The following is a 13,741-nucleotide window of genomic DNA, read 5'->3' as shown; positions in this document are numbered from 1 at the left end:
CACCCCCTCCCGGGGCGCCGGTCGCAGGGTGTCAGCCCTTCACGCAGACCACCTGCTTGAGGTGGGCGACCACCTCGACCAGGTCCTCCTGCTGGGCCATCACCCGGGCGATGTCCTTGTACGCGCCGGGGATCTCGTCGACCACCCCGGCGTCCTTGCGGCACTCCACGCCGGCCGTCTGCGCGGCCAGGTCGGCGGTGCTGTACGTCCGCTTCGCCTGACCCCGCGACATCCGCCGCCCGGCCCCGTGCGAGGCCGAGCAGTACGCGTCGAGGTTGCCCTTGCCGCGCACGATGTACGAGCCGGTGCCCATCGAGCCGGGGATGATGCCCAGGTCCCCCTTGCCGGCCCGGATCGCCCCCTTGCGGGTCACCAGCACGTCCACCCCGTCGTACGTCTCCTCCGCCACGTAGTTGTGGTGGCAGTTCCCGGTCAGGATGTTCCCGTCCAAAGCAAAGGAGTGCGTCTCCTCGACTACCGCGCAGAAAACCTCTTCCACCACGTCGGTCTCACGGACACCTCGTACGGTCCAACCTCGCCGCTCCACTGCATTGCGGTTGCGGCTCCAGCGAGCGCGGTGCTCATCATGGATGAAGAATTCCGGGGTCAGATCCGCTCGTGAGATCCCCATGACGTAAATCAGCGACGCAACTTCACCGAACCCCTTCCGGCACGCCTCTCGGATGGGCAGCGTCCAGATCCCCAACACCTCGCAGGCTTCCTTAACAAACTGGAGATGACGGGGTTCAGCGGACCAAAGGGACGGACGCCCGGTCTTACCGACATCACCGTCTGCCGCGAAGTAGCCAGCCAACCATCCGTACAGGTCGCTCTGAGGACCGTCCAGAGATGGATAGTCTCGCTTCCACTCACGGGGGAGCCCGCCCAACCGCTTGTGGCTCTTGACCTTCCCGCTGGCCAACGACTCAGCCGTGATTGAGGACAACTGCAGATAGCGCTTGCGGTCCTGCCGACCCGGCTCGCACACGTAGTAGTACGTCCGCAACCTCCCGCTCTCGGCGAAATAGGGAAGCAGGGACTCGTCCTTCTTGCAATAGAAGTTGGCGTGAGCGAGGCTTTGCCCACTGATGGAACCATCGCCAAAAACGAAGCCACGTGCGATGCCATTGGCTGACGGGACCAGGTCTGCGACTGCGGCAGGGTACGCATAGGCAAGGCGGTCGCCTATCCGAAGTTCAGTGGTGACCGCATCGGTGCGGTTGTGAGCAACCTTTGGTCGGAGGAGCCACCGATGCTCCGCAGTGGCCCGGATAGTCTTCTGCTCACCATAACGGCCAATAATGACCTCGTAGAGACGCTGTTGACCAAAGGACTTGACAGGCGCCTTCACCCACCGACCACCCGCAGTCAACAGAGTGTGCAATCCACCGGCGAGGTCCCGAATCGGCCGAGATCCATCAACGGTCATCACCAGCGTCTCCCCGGAGAAGCACGAGATGGGCTTGTCGTAGGTCACCTGAGGTATTGTCTCGCGAACTACGCCGTAAAGCAGGGCCAGCATGACGACCCGGTTTCGCCGCGTACTCCTGCGCCCACCAGAGGTCCCGGCGGTAGGCGTCCATCTCCGGCGTGCCGGTGAGGAACACCGCGAGGTCCCGGTCGGGCAGGTCGACGTTGTGCGGCAGCCGCCGGGCCACCGCCATGTGCCGCTCGGCCAGTTCCTTGCCGATGTTGCGCGAGCCGGAGTGCAGCATCAGCCAGACCCGGCCGTCGTCGGGCCCGCCCTGCTCGAGGCAGACCTCGATGAAGTGGTTGCCGCCGCCGAGGGTGCCGAGCTGCCGCTGGGCCCGGGTCTCCAGCTGCGCCACCTTCCGGTCGAGGGTGCCGAAGCGCCGCCAGAAGTCGGCCCAGCCGCCCTGCTCCAGGCCGCGGATCCGGCGCGGGTCGAGTGGGTCGTCGTGCTTGGCGAAGCCGACCGGGATGGCCGCCTCGATCGCGTCGCGCAGCGCCGCGAGGTCGTCGGGGAGGTCGGCGGCGGTGAGCGAGGTGCGGACCGCGGACATCCCGCAGCCGATGTCGACGCCGACGGCGGCCGGCGACACGGCCTGCCGCATGGCGATGACCGAGCCGACGGTGGCGCCCTTGCCGAAGTGCACGTCGGGCATGACCGCGACGCCCTGCACCCACGGCAGCGCGCCGATGTTGCGCAGCTGCCGGGCCGCCTGCGCCTCGATCGTGTACGGGTCGGTCCAGACCCGGACCGGCGCCCGGGTACCGGCCAGCGGGGTGAAACCCATCGTCGTCTCCTTGCCTGAGGGATCTGCGAGCGGCTGGCCGGATTCGAACCGGCGATCTTCACCATGGCGAGGTGACGCGCTGCCTGACTGCGCTACAACCGCGAGGCTGGTCCCGGGCTGGGACCGGCGTAGGCCGTGCGGGGCTCGAACCCGCAGCCTCCCGGGTGAGAACCGGGTGAGCTTCCTGTTGCTCCAACGGCCCGTGCGGGACGGCGCTGCGCCGTCCACGCGGAGTCCGGGACCGCGGAATCGAACCGCGTGTCTCTCGCGCCCAAGGCGAGCGGGTCAGCCAGCTCCCTCGTCCCGGATGCCCGGCCCGGCGCGCGCGGCGCCGGCCGGGATCGTGCTCATGCCGTCCACTGTGGAGTTGAGAAGGAGCGACGTCGCCGGCGGAGGGCCGGGACAGGAGGAGCAGGGGCGGCAGGCATCGAACCCGCAACCGTCGGGTCTGGCATCGGGTCTCGTCCGTTGCGCGGAGCCCCGCAGGCGCCGGTGGCCACGAAAAAGCCGCCCGGTCCCAGGTCGCGGGGCGGGCGGCTGCGCGGATGTCGCGCCGGCGCTAGACGCGCCACCACCCCGGTTGCCACCGCTGCCGTCGGCAGGGGCCCAGGTTGCCTTCCGGCAGCAGGGCACCGCCGCGCGGCGCGGGCCGCTCGGCCTGGGTGCGGTTCTGCTGCGACACGGTGTGCTCCCTGGTGGTGAAGCCGGTTGATGATGCTTCGACAACGGTAGGCGGACGGCCGGGGATACCGCAATGGATATTCGGCCGGGTTGGATCAGGCGGCGCGCAGCCCGGCCAGGGTGACGGCGACGAGCCGGCGGGCCGCGGCGGCGGACGGCAGCGCGGCGGCCGCGTGCAGGGCGTGCAGACAGTACGCGGCCAGTTCGGCGGGGGGTACGTCGGCGCGGACCTGTCCGCCGCGGGCGGCGTCGGCCAGCAGGTCGGTCAGCAGGGCGGTGACCTGTCGATGCGCGTCGGAGACGGGCCCGTCGCGGTGCAGGAGGGTGGCGAGTTCCGCGCCGAAGCGGGCGTGCTGCTGGTGCCGGGTCCGCTCACGTTGGATCCGGGCGTACGTGTCGAGCACCGCCTCGAGTCGGGCGCCGGCGTCGCCGCTGCCGTCGCGGGCCCGGGTGAGCTGCGCGAGGTGGGCGGCGACCTGCCGGTCGTGCCAGGCGAGCAGGATCGCTCGAACGTCCGGGAAGTACTTGTAGAGGGTGGCGCGACCGATGCCGGCTTGTTCGGCGATCTGCGACATGGTCACGGTCAGCAGGCCATGCTTCCCGGCCAACTCGACGGTCGCGTCCATGATCGCGTCGTGCACCGCGCGCCGGTGCGCCTCGATCGTCTCGTTCCACAGCTTCGGCACGGCATTCATCATACAGGTCGCCTCTGGCGCGACGCATCGTATTGGGGTAGACAGTGTGTATCGCAAATTCGGAGGGAGACTCGATGAGACACGGGAAGCAGACACCCGAGCCGCACGAGCACGGCGGCGACGAGGGCGGGGTGCTGGTCCGCGGCGCCCGCCGCTACGAGTGGAGCGCGGCGGTCGGCATGCTGGGGCGCCGCCGGCAGGTGTACGACGGCCTGGTCGCCCTCAGCGGGGTCCGCCCCGGCGACCGGGTGCTCGACATCGGCTGCGGCACCGGATACCTCACCCGCCGGGTGGCGCGGGCCGTCGGCCCGGGCGGAACGGTCGTCGGCATCGACCCGTCGCCCTCGGTCATCGGGTACGCCGCGACCCGGGCGCCGGCGAACTGCACCTTCCAGGTGGCCGGCGCGCAGGCGTTGCCGCACGCGGACGCCGCCTTCGACGCGGTGGTCTCCAGCCTCGCCATCCACCACCTGCCCGCCGACGACCGGGTCACCGCGCTCCGCGAGATGCGCCGGGTGCTGCGGCCGGGCGGCCGGCTGCTGGTGGCCGACTTCAGCGCCCGGCCGCGCCACCTGCGCCTGGTCAACCTGTTCGGCGGCATGACCCGACACGCGCGCCAGCACCACCCGATGGCGGACCTGGCCGACCTGGTCGGGCGAGCGGGATTCGCGCCGACGGGTTCCGGTGACCGCTGGCCGTCCCTGCACTACGTGCAGGCCAGGCGGCCGCTGGAGGACGTTTCGGCGGGCGCCGAAGCGTCCCGCCCCTAATCTGTCGACCGGACGCGGGCGAGGAGGTCGGGGATGAGTGTGCGGCAGCGGGTGGCCGAGCGGTTCCGGGAGGTCAACGGGGTGCACCCGATGACGGCGGCGGACGACGCGTACGTCAGCGGGCAGTTCGTCGTCCTCGACGAGCTGTGCGCGGCGACCGGGCGGGACCCGGACGACGTACGCCGCCTGATGCTGGACCGGCGGCTGCCGCTGCCGGGCTATCTGCGCTCGGACGGAGCGGAGATGGTCCCGGCCGACCTGTTCGCCCTGGCCGAGCGGGCCGGCGGCGTGGATCGACTGCCGGCGTGGTTCGTCGCGCAGTGGGCGGACCCGGCGCAGGGCGCGGCCGAGTGGGACGCCTACCTCAGCGGGCACTACGTCTGCCTGCACGAGGTCAGCCCGGAGACGATCCACCGCAAGGACGCGCTGACCACGGCGATCCGGGCGGCGCCGGACGAGCCGGACGCCGGATCGGCGGACTGGCTCGACCGGCTGCACGCGCTGGTCGACGAGCTGGACGCGCTGGAGCCGGCGTTCACCGGCTACGACCGGCTCCGGTTCGGCGGCCCCACCTCCCGGGACACCTGCGTGGACGCGGTGCGGGCCCGGTGGACCCGGCCGGTCACCGCTCGGACCGGGCGGTGACCCGGCGGGCGACGGCGAGCAGGTACTCCTTGCGGTTGAGCGGGTCGTGGTCCCAGCGGGGTCGGCTCGGTGCCGGGCCGCGCACCGGCCGGTAGTGGTCGAACTCGGCCTCCAGGCTGCCCTCGCCCCGGGTGAGCGACGGCAGCCGCTGCTCCAGCGCGTGCACCCGGCCGGCCGGCACCTCCCCCTCCACCAGGTACGCGCCGCCGCGCAGCAGCGAGCTGCGGGGCACCGCGTCCAGGCCGGCGAGCACCGGCAGGACCGCGCCGAACAGGTCGGCCGGCACCTCCAGACGGAACCGGTGCACCGGCTCGTGGACGCGGGTGCCGGCCTGGCGCAGCGCGGCCATCAGCACCAGCGGAGTGAGGTTGCGGAAGTCGCCGGCGGTGCTGGACATGCTCTTGTCGAACACGGCGTGCGCGTGGCTCTGCCGGGCCCAGTAGCCGCCGTGGGTGAGGGTGACCACGCAGTCGAGCACCGACCAGCCGTGCAGCCCCTGGTGCAGGGTCTCCCGCACGGTGTCCTCGATGGCCTTGAGGAAGGCCGGCGGCATCGAGCCGAGTTCGATGCCGAGCCGGAAGGCCACCCCGCTGTCGACCGGCCCGGGCTCGATCCGGAGCCCGACCGTGCCGAGGAACGGGTTCGGGTCCCGGCCGATCCGTTCCACCGCGGCACCGGCGCCGATGGGCCGTTCGACGCAGACGGTGGTGGTCTCCCGGAAGGTGACCGGGACGCCGTACTCGTCGGCGAGGGTGGCCTGGATGACCTCCTTCTGCACCTCGCCGTAGAGGGAGACGGCGATCTCCCGGCGCAGGTCGTCCTGGCGCAGATTGATCAGCGGGTCCTGCTCGGCGAGCTGGGCGAGCGCGGCGTGCAGCGCGGGCCGGTCGGTGGCCCGCGCGGGCTCGACGACGGTCTCCAGGGTGGGCGGGGAGAAGTGGTGCCGGCCGCCGGGGCGTTCGGGTGCGACGCCGAGCGGGTCGCCGACGCGGACGTCGGTGAGGCCGTGCAGGCGGGCGATCCGGCCGGCGCCGACCGAGCCGGCCGGTGCCGCGTCGCCGCCGTCGAAGACGGCCAGGGCGGTCACCTTGGCCTCCTGGTCGCCGCGGTACCGGATCCGGTCGCGGACCCGCAGGGTGCCGGCGAAGATCCGGGCGTACGCGACCTTCTCGCCGGCCGGGCCGCGTTCGACCTTGAACACCGTGCCGGACAGCGGCGCCCCGTCGTCGCCCTCGCCGGCCGGCAGCAGCTCGGCGATGGCGCCGATCAGGTCGTCGACCCCGGCGCCGGTGATCGCGGAGCCGGCGTGCACGGGGTGCACCCGGGCCCGGGCGGTCTGCGCGGCGAGCGCCGCCCGCAGCCGGGCGCCGGTCACCGCACGCTCGTCGGCGAGGTACGCGTCGAGCAGCGCGTCGTCGTGCGCGGTGAGCAGGTCGACCAGCCGGGTGGTGTGGTCGGGGTCGTCGATCGGGTACGGGCGCCAGCGGGCCGCCGGGGTGCCGGCGGCCTCGACCCGGCCGAGGGCGACCGCGGACGGGGTGAGCCGGTCGGTGATCTGGCGCAGCACCCGGTCCGGGTCGGCGCCGGCCCGGTCCACCTTGTTCACGAAGATGAGGGTGGGGATGCCGAGCCGGTGCAGGGTGCGGGCGAGCACCCGGGTCTGGGCCTGGACGCCCTCGACGGCGGAGACGACGAGCACCGCGCCGTCGAGCACGCCGAGCGCCCGCTCCACCTCGGCGATGAAGTCGGGGTGGCCCGGGGTGTCGATGAGGTTGACCGTCACACCGGCGACGGTGAAGGAGACCACGGCGGAGCGGATGGTGATCCCGCGCTGCCGCTCCAGCGCCATGGTGTCGGTACGGGTGCTGCCGTCGTCCACGCTGCCGGGCACGTCGATGACGCCGGCGCTGTGCAGCAGCCGTTCGGTCAGGCTGGTCTTACCGGCGTCGACATGGGCGAGGATGCCGAGGTTGAGGGTTGCCACGAAGCGTCATGTCCTCCGGGTAGGCGGTCGTTCCCTTCTGGTGGGACATGGACGCGGCTCGCATCGTGGTGCTCCTTCACTCGGTGGACGTCGTACGGGCATTGCAGCAGCGGGCCGGTGGGCGCGGCAACCGGTTAACCCGCACGGGTGACCGGGCGGCGGCGCACCCGCGCCGGGCAACGGGGGCGGGGCGGGACATCGGGGGAGCACGACGGGTACCCCGGCCGGAGTGGGCCGGGGTACGGACGTCGGTGGACCGCGAGCAGCCGCTCGCGGGGCGTGCCCGGCGGGGCCGGGCCGGGGTTCGCTACCGGACCTGCGCGACCGGGCGCCGCTTCATCTCCTCCATGAACGGGAACGCGGCGGTCAGCTCGGGCAGCGTCGTCCCGGCCCGCCACGCGGCGGCCACCTGGGCGACCTGGAGCAGGTCGGTGGCGTCGCCCCGGGCCTGGACCTCGTCGGACACCCGAAGGTCGATCATGAAGTAGCGGGCCTGGGAGCCGAGGCCGACGCAGACCACGCCGTGCGCCGAGGCCAGCTCGGCGCAGGTGAACCGGGCCCGCCCGTGGTCGGGGGCGGTGACCTCCCCGATGTCGAGCCGGTGCCGGGCGGCGGTGTCGGCGAGCGCGGCCGCGAGGCCACCCCGTTCGACCAGGTCCGGGTAGAGGCGCACACCCAGCGCCGACGACACGTCGCTCATGCCTGACTCCCACTTCCTCGTGACAGAGACCAGCAGCGCACGGGTTACGGGAATGTTTCCGGCGCGCATCGCCATCCTGTCCCTCCCGGCCGCCTTCCGGCAATAGGAACTGTCCGTTCGACCTCCGTCGTGGCGGGCCGGCACCACCGGCGGTACGATCCCGCCCCATGGCCCGGATCCGGTGCGACTTCTTCTCCGAGACACTCGGCATGAGCACCTCGATGACCGTGCTGCTGCCCGAGCGCGCCGCGACGCAGATCGGGATGACGGGCAGCGGGGCCACCGCGGATCCGCCGGTGCTCTACCTGCTGCACGGGCTGACCGACGACGACACGATCTGGACCCGGCGCACCGCCATCGAGCGGTACGTCGCACCGCTCGGGCTGGCCGTGGTGATGCCGCAGGTCCAGCGCAGTTTCTACACCGACGAGGCGCACGGCAACCGGTACTGGACCTTCCTCAGCGAGGAACTGCCGGTGGTCTGCCGGTCCTTCTTCCGGCTCTCCGACCGGCCGGCGGACACCTTCGTGGCCGGCCTGTCGATGGGCGGCTACGGGGCGTTGAAGTGGGCGCTGCGGCAGCCGGGCCGGTTCGCGGCGGCGGCCAGCCTCTCCGGCGTGCTCGACGTCGCCCGCCGGCGCGACCATCCGACCCGCCCGCTGGATCCGGCGGTCTGGCACACCGTCTGGGGTGACCGCGCGGTGGCCGGCACCGACGACGACACGGTGGCGCTGCTGGAACGCGCCGGCGACGACCTGCCGGCGCTCTACGTCGGGTGCGGCACCGAGGACTTCCTCTACGCGGACAACGTCCGCTTCGTCGAGACCGCCCGCCGGCGCAACGTGCCGCTGACCGTGGACTTCTCCCCCGGCGACCACGACTGGGCGTACTGGGACGCGAAGATCCAGGACGTGCTGGCCTGGCTGCCGCTGCGCGACCGGTGACGGCCGCACCCCCGGCCCGGGGTCGGGGATGCGGCGGGGCGCCGGGTCAGCGGCGGGTCAGCACGACCTTGAGCGCGCCGGTCTCCGCCGGCCGGGAGAAGACGTCGTACGCCTCGACGATCTGGTCCAGCGCGAACCGGTGAGTCACCATGTCCGCCGTGTCGAGCTGGCCGGCGACCAGCATCCGCAACAGCGTCGGGGTGGTCCGCGTGTCGACCAGGCCGGTGGTGATGGTGACGTTCCGGATCCACAGTCGCTCCAGGTGCAGGGTCGCCGGACTGCCGTGCACGCCGATGTTGGCGATCCGGCCGCCGGCCCGGACCAGGGTGGTGCAGAGCTCGAAGGTGGCCGGGGTGCCGACCGCCTCGATCACCACGTCCGCGCCGAGCCCACCGGTCACCGAACGGACCGCCTCGAGCGGGTCGTCGTCGGCGAGCACGGTCAGGTCCGCGCCGAACCGCTTGGCCGCGTCGAGCCGGCTCTGCGCCTTGTCGACGGCCACGATGTGGGTCGGCGAGTAGAGCTTCGCGGTCTGGATGGCGGCCAGCCCGATCGGTCCGGTGCCCACCACCGCCACGGTGTCGCCGGGGCTTACCTGTCCGTTGAGCACGCCGACCTCGTAGGAGGTGGGCAGGATGTCGGCCAGCAGCACGGCCGCCTCGTCGGAGACCTGCTCGGGCAGGTGGTAGGTGGACAGGTCGGCGAACGGGATGCGGGCGTACTCGGCCTGCACGCCGTCGACCGTGTGGCCGAGGACCCAGCCGCCACCGCCGAGGCACTGCCCGTAGGCGCCCTCGCGGCAGTAGCGGCACACGCCGCACGCGGAGATGCAGGAGGCGAGGACCCGGTCGCCCTCCTTGAGGTTGCCGACGCCGTCGCCGACCGCGACGACGGTGCCGACCGCCTCGTGGCCGAGCACGTGGCCGGCCGGCACCTCGGGCACGTCACCGCCGAGGATGTGCAGGTCGGTCCCGCAGATGGTGACCGCGTCGACCCGGACGATCGCGTCCCGGGGGCCGGCGATGGTGGGGTCCGGAATGTCGGACCAGGACTTGTCGCCCGGCCCGCCGTACACGAGTGCCTTCATGGCTCCTCCTCACGCCGTTTCTCCCTGCCACGCTTCCCCGCCAGCGGGGCGGCGGGCAGGGCCGAACGGACCGGCCGGAGGGACCTCCGCCCCGGGCGACGGGCCGGCCGCGCGGGCGGACGCCGGACGGGGCCGCCGGGGGCCGGGCGGCGCGGCGGGCGGGCGACGGGGCGGGCGTACCGGCGGGGACCGGTCAGACGCCGACGGCTCCGTCGAGGGCCTCCCGGAGGAAGTCGGCGTGGCCGTTGTGCCGGGCGTACTCGTGCATCATGTGCAGCATCACCAGGCGCAACGAGACGTCCTCCGCCCAGCGGGCGTTGTACGCGGTGACGTCGAGCGACTCGGCCTCCCGCTCGATGCGGCGGGCGTGCTCGACCTCGCGCCGCCACGCCTCGAACGCCGCCGACCGGTCGGCCGTGCTGGCGTCGTACGCCTCCTGGTAGTCGCCGCTGTCCGACCAGACCAGCGGGAGGTCCTCCCCGTTGATCACCCGGCGGAACCACTGGCGTTCCACCTCGGCCATGTGCCGGACCAGGCCGAGCAACGACAGGGTGGACGGCGGCGAGGACTGCTGGCGCAACTGCTCGTCGGTCAGCCCCTCGCACTTGAGGGCCAGGGTGGCCCGGTGGAAGTCGAGGAAGGCGCGCAGCATCTCCCGCTCCCCGGCCACCAGCGGCGGCCCGATCCGTTCGGTCTCCACGACGCTCCCCTCCGACCGGCCGACGGCCGGCCCGTCCCGTGTTCCGACCGGAGAGCCTAGTGCGGTGCCCACGAACGTTCACCGGGTGTCCGGTGGGGGTTGTGGATCCTCGCCTTCTGGGCGAGCGACTTGCCACCGACTGGTGGGGGCGGGCCTCCGCGGGCCAACTGATCCTCGCGCCGCCCGGTGTGGGCGGAGGGGGTCACGTCGGGACTGGCCGGCACCGGGGAGGTGTCGTCCGGCTCGACGGCACCCAACCCGGCGAGCGTTTGTGGTCACGGCGCTAGCCGCAGCCCCGCCGCTCACCGCAGCGACGACCGGGCCACCGGAAAGTCGAAGTACGTCTTCGGGTACGGCTCGTCGAGGTAGCGGTAGTGCCACCACTCGCGGGGGTAGTTCTCGAAGCCCTGCGCGGTCATCAGCCGCTTGAGCAACTGCCGGTTGTCCCGGGCGGTCCCGGTGATCCGGGCGTCGGCGGTGTGCGCGCGCGGGTCGAAGCAGTCGTAGCCGGTGCCCATGTCGACGGAGTTGTCGGCGAAGCGCCGGCCGGCGGGCGCGGTGCAGGCCACCAGCGGCTGCCCGGGCGCGTACCCGGGCTGGTCGGGGGTGGGCACCGGGACGAGCGTGAGGTCGACCGTGCTGCCCCGGCTGTGCGCGGTCGGCGCGCCGACGTAGCCGTCGGCGAAGAGCCGGTCCTTCGGCTCGGCGGGATAGAACTCGCCCTTCATCTGCTGCTCGCCGGGGCGCTTCGCCCAGGCGACGAAGTCGTCCACGGCCCGCTGCGGGCGGTAGCAGTCGTACACCTTGAGGCTGCGCCCCTGGGCGAGTGCGGCGGTCTGCACCCGGTGCAGCGCCTCGGCCGCCGGGCGGGTGAGCAGGCAGCGCGGCTCGGCGTAGCCGGCGATCGGCCGGCCGACGAAGTTGTGCGCCCCGCCGCACAACTGAGACTTACAGGTGAAGCTAGAAGGCTCTGACCAGGCGAGATAGAGAGCCATCAACCACCTTGATCGTTGGTGCCAGAAGATCACCTAGCCCCTAGCCTGCTGAGAGCCGTTCTAAGCGGCTAGAAATCCCTGGGGTACCTGGGATATGGGAGAGAGGCTGTTAGGGCTTCCCTGGTTATCTCACAGGTCTTCTTGCGCTAGAAGGTGTGGCCGCTTCTCGGCTATCCAGCGCTCAACATCATCCTTCAGCCACACGTTGCCCATCTTCAGGCTGGCAATCGGGGCAGGGAAGTCACGACGGCTGATCAAGACGTAGGCACGTTGTCGGCTGATGCCTAGCCGCTCCTGAATCTCAGCCGCTCCGTAAAGCTCAACCCCTCTAGCCATAGATCACAGGCTAGGAGTGGTTTAGGTGGGCATGTCTTAGTTATCAAGTGACGTAGCCCTTGTGGGGTAGGCAAGTAGGGTAGACAAGAGGTAAACCCTTGCGAGGAAGGATTGATCTTGAAAGCCCTCCGAAACCTCCTGGCCCTGGTCCGCAGACAGAAGAACCAACCAACCCTCTACATCGGTCCGGCCACCAGATACCTACGGAAAGACGGAAACCCAATCAACGAACGGAGCTACGGCTGATGATTCGTACTGAGGTGGAAGAGCTAGACACAATCCTTGTCAGCAGCGCGCCCAAAGCGCTTGTCATGACTGTTGATGACGTACCTATCGGATATGCAATGATCATCGGTGACAACGTTATTGCCGTTCGGTATGACGGTAGGGAAGTAGTTCAGTCCTCCTGGGATCACTTCCAATCGTTCTGGCTAGAGGTTTTCGGAGCATCCCTAAAGAGGCCGGTTGAATGCTGGGACTGATCTAGACAAAAAAACCCCTCTAGGGAAATCCAAGAAACCTAGCTATTAGGAATCAAGGAACCCTAGAGGGGTTTTTTCTATATTGGGTACTGCAATGTTCCTGACCAGCCGACTCATCTTCGATGAAGTCGTATCTAGGAGAAGTCAGAAGCCTTTAAGCAGGATCGGAGATCCTTAGAAGGGCATAGCCCTTAGCTACCAACAGTGTCGTTGTCAACCAGCAGAGAGAACGGAGAACGAGCGGCAGCAACGGTGTTGTTGTGGGTAGCCGGGTTAGCTACAACAAATCCAACACGCATTACGAAACGTCCGATCTTGGCATCCTGCTGCATTGCGTTGAATACAACGTTACCGGCATCATCGGTAATAACTGCGTCGGTGTGAAGAGTAAAGGTCATGTCGGTACGGATACCAACAACAGCATTGTTCCAGTCTCCACCGATCGCCTTTACTTCGCTGTTCCATGCACCGTTAGTGCTTTCGACAAACTCTAGACCAGTCGAAGCGGCAAGATTGGTGTAAACAGGCTCACCGGCAGAAGTACGCTGAGAAGCAAGCTTCCAACGGAAACCAGGCTCAGTAGCAATCTGGCGAAGCTGGAAGCCGTCACCGGCAAGCTGTAGACCCATCTGGGCAATGTCGAACTCGATATCAGTCTTACCGGCTCCACCCTGACCCAGCTCGACAAAGTTACCGGCTCCTGCTGCCTGCTGGTAAACAGACTCACTCCAAGAGGCAGGCTTGTTTACGCCCCAAAGAGCGGCATTGTCGATCGCACGGCCCATTGCCTGAGACATAAGCGGCTGTAGCTCTGACCAGATCGGAACGGTTGCGTCATCGATGAAGTCGTCAGGAATAACTACCAGTGCTGCAAGAGGCTCCGCAGTAATAACCGCGTCATCCCACTGAGCCTTAGTAGTCTGCTTTAGTCCGGTATCTCCGTTAACCCAATAAGCATTAGGGAGCACCGACAGAACAGGCTGACGGTAAGACTTGCTAGGCATACGTACCTTACGGGCAAGCTGTAGAACAACAGACTCACCATTAGCGGCTGAGATAATCTGCTGTGCAACCTGCTCCGGTACTTCAATTGCGCCGTTATCAGAACGGCTAAGAATATCATTGTAAGTAGGCATTATTAGTTCCTTAGTTAGATTCGATTAATGAAGAACACGCCATACGGCTAAATGCGCACGGCGCATCGAATCCACCAGGGATTTGCTCATGCGAGATTCAATCTCTGAGCACATGTGTTTGACCAGAAATAGCGAGGCGGGTTGACTGATCCGAAAAGACCCGACGCTAAAAGGTCATAAAAAAGGGGCGGCTTCAAGCCACCCATAAAAACCCGCTTGATTGCGGGAAGTCTAAGAAGAAAAGAGGTTAGTCCATTCCAACTCGTCAGGGTCGGCTAGAACGTCTTCAACCTCAGCAACCTGTACTGAGGAAACTCCGTCTAAGAGT

General features: G+C 69.0%; 12 protein-coding genes, 3 tRNA genes and 2 pseudogenes. 3 read left to right on the top strand and 14 right to left on the bottom strand.

Annotation, left to right across the window (positions count from 1 at the left end; genetic code table 11):
* Positions 1–31: 31 nt before the first annotated feature.
* From ACIBPB_RS30550 to ACIBPB_RS30520, 7 genes and pseudogenes are all read right to left on the bottom strand, one after another.
* Positions 32–631, bottom strand: a complete 600-nt coding sequence (locus ACIBPB_RS30550; RefSeq protein WP_396842920.1) for an RtcB family protein — start codon at positions 629–631, stop codon at positions 32–34.
* Between the two features lie 72 nt (positions 632–703).
* A pseudogene (locus ACIBPB_RS30545) lies at positions 704–1,429 on the bottom strand (hypothetical protein); the annotation flags it as partial.
* A pseudogene (locus ACIBPB_RS30540) lies at positions 1,415–2,258 on the bottom strand (RtcB family protein); the annotation flags it as partial. The pseudogenes ACIBPB_RS30540 and ACIBPB_RS30545, both read right to left, overlap by 15 nt.
* Positions 2,259–2,286: 28 nt before the next feature.
* A tRNA-Gly gene (locus ACIBPB_RS30535) sits at positions 2,287–2,360 on the bottom strand.
* A gap of 27 nt (positions 2,361–2,387) precedes the next feature.
* Positions 2,388–2,460 (bottom strand) — tRNA-Glu (locus tag ACIBPB_RS30530).
* A 32-nt stretch (positions 2,461–2,492) separates the two neighbouring features.
* Positions 2,493–2,565: transfer RNA gene (locus tag ACIBPB_RS30525), tRNA-Pro, on the bottom strand.
* Positions 2,566–3,034: 469 nt separating this feature from the next.
* Complete coding sequence (locus ACIBPB_RS30520) at positions 3,035–3,625, bottom strand: TetR/AcrR family transcriptional regulator (RefSeq protein WP_396842896.1); 591 nt, start codon at positions 3,623–3,625, stop codon at positions 3,035–3,037.
* Between the two features lie 83 nt (positions 3,626–3,708).
* Here ACIBPB_RS30520 and ACIBPB_RS30515 point away from each other — a divergent pair, with 83 nt between their 5' ends.
* Positions 3,709–4,404, top strand: a complete 696-nt coding sequence (locus ACIBPB_RS30515; RefSeq protein WP_396842895.1) for a class I SAM-dependent methyltransferase — start codon at positions 3,709–3,711, stop codon at positions 4,402–4,404.
* A 33-nt stretch (positions 4,405–4,437) separates the two neighbouring features.
* Complete coding sequence (locus tag ACIBPB_RS30510; protein WP_396842894.1) at positions 4,438–5,049, top strand: DUF6058 family natural product biosynthesis protein; 612 nt, start codon at positions 4,438–4,440, stop codon at positions 5,047–5,049.
* On the opposite strand, the gene ACIBPB_RS30505 is transcribed toward ACIBPB_RS30510, so the two are convergent.
* Together ACIBPB_RS30505 and ACIBPB_RS30500 are read right to left on the bottom strand one after the other, a co-directional pair.
* The gene (locus tag ACIBPB_RS30505) at positions 5,027–7,033 is read right to left on the bottom strand and encodes a GTP-binding protein (RefSeq protein WP_396842893.1); all 2,007 of its coding nucleotides are present in this window, start codon (positions 7,031–7,033) and stop codon (positions 5,027–5,029) included. The genes ACIBPB_RS30510 and ACIBPB_RS30505 overlap by 23 nt on opposite strands.
* A gap of 307 nt (positions 7,034–7,340) precedes the next feature.
* Positions 7,341–7,733 carry a hypothetical protein gene (locus ACIBPB_RS30500; protein WP_396842892.1) on the bottom strand — a complete coding sequence of 131 codons (393 nt, stop codon included), beginning with the start codon at positions 7,731–7,733 and terminating at the stop codon, positions 7,341–7,343.
* A 167-nt stretch (positions 7,734–7,900) separates the two neighbouring features.
* Between ACIBPB_RS30500 and ACIBPB_RS30495 the strand changes: the two genes are divergently transcribed.
* Complete coding sequence (locus ACIBPB_RS30495; RefSeq protein ID WP_396842891.1) at positions 7,901–8,677, top strand: alpha/beta hydrolase; 777 nt, start codon at positions 7,901–7,903, stop codon at positions 8,675–8,677.
* 46 nt (positions 8,678–8,723) lie between these two features.
* Here ACIBPB_RS30495 and ACIBPB_RS30490 read toward each other — a convergent pair whose 3' ends face one another.
* From ACIBPB_RS30490 to ACIBPB_RS30470, 5 genes are all read right to left on the bottom strand, one after another.
* Positions 8,724–9,764 (bottom strand): zinc-dependent alcohol dehydrogenase family protein, encoded by a 1,041-nt coding sequence (locus ACIBPB_RS30490; RefSeq protein ID WP_396842890.1) that lies wholly within the window; start codon positions 9,762–9,764, stop codon positions 8,724–8,726.
* 193 nt (positions 9,765–9,957) lie between these two features.
* Entirely contained in the window at positions 9,958–10,464 is a 507-nt protein-coding gene (locus ACIBPB_RS30485; RefSeq protein ID WP_357322123.1) for a DinB family protein, read from the bottom strand.
* A gap of 302 nt (positions 10,465–10,766) precedes the next feature.
* Positions 10,767–11,459 (bottom strand): M15 family metallopeptidase, encoded by a 693-nt coding sequence (locus tag ACIBPB_RS30480; RefSeq protein ID WP_396842889.1) that lies wholly within the window; start codon positions 11,457–11,459, stop codon positions 10,767–10,769.
* Positions 11,460–11,588: 129 nt separating this feature from the next.
* Entirely contained in the window at positions 11,589–11,795 is a 207-nt protein-coding gene (locus ACIBPB_RS30475; protein WP_396842888.1) for a helix-turn-helix transcriptional regulator, read from the bottom strand.
* A 673-nt stretch (positions 11,796–12,468) separates the two neighbouring features.
* On the bottom strand, positions 12,469–13,413 hold the full coding sequence (locus tag ACIBPB_RS30470; RefSeq protein ID WP_396842887.1) for a phage major capsid protein: 945 nt from the start codon (positions 13,411–13,413) through the stop codon (positions 12,469–12,471).
* Between the last annotated feature and the right edge of the window lie 328 nt (positions 13,414–13,741).

This window comes from Micromonospora sp. NPDC049836, assembly GCF_044465125.1.
GTDB lineage: Bacteria > Actinomycetota > Actinomycetes > Mycobacteriales > Micromonosporaceae > Micromonospora.
Note: the sequence above shows the minus strand (reverse complement) of the source record. Positions and strands in the feature narration are given on the sequence as shown.

Coding starts and splice junctions, on each gene's coding strand:
- ACIBPB_RS30490 (WP_396842890.1), bottom strand. CDS start 9,764: ATGAAGGCACTCGTGTACGGCGGGCCGGGCGACAAGTCCTGGTCCGAC.
- ACIBPB_RS30495 (WP_396842891.1), top strand. CDS start 7,901: ATGGCCCGGATCCGGTGCGACTTCTTCTCCGAGACACTCGGCATGAGC.
- ACIBPB_RS30475 (WP_396842888.1), bottom strand. CDS start 11,795: ATGGCTAGAGGGGTTGAGCTTTACGGAGCGGCTGAGATTCAGGAGCGG.
- ACIBPB_RS30515 (WP_396842895.1), top strand. CDS start 3,709: ATGAGACACGGGAAGCAGACACCCGAGCCGCACGAGCACGGCGGCGAC.
- ACIBPB_RS30500 (WP_396842892.1), bottom strand. CDS start 7,733: ATGAGCGACGTGTCGTCGGCGCTGGGTGTGCGCCTCTACCCGGACCTG.
- ACIBPB_RS30550 (WP_396842920.1), bottom strand. CDS start 631: ATGGGGATCTCACGAGCGGATCTGACCCCGGAATTCTTCATCCATGAT.
- ACIBPB_RS30480 (WP_396842889.1), bottom strand. CDS start 11,459: ATGGCTCTCTATCTCGCCTGGTCAGAGCCTTCTAGCTTCACCTGTAAG.
- ACIBPB_RS30470 (WP_396842887.1), bottom strand. CDS start 13,413: ATGCCTACTTACAATGATATTCTTAGCCGTTCTGATAACGGCGCAATT.
- ACIBPB_RS30510 (WP_396842894.1), top strand. CDS start 4,438: ATGAGTGTGCGGCAGCGGGTGGCCGAGCGGTTCCGGGAGGTCAACGGG.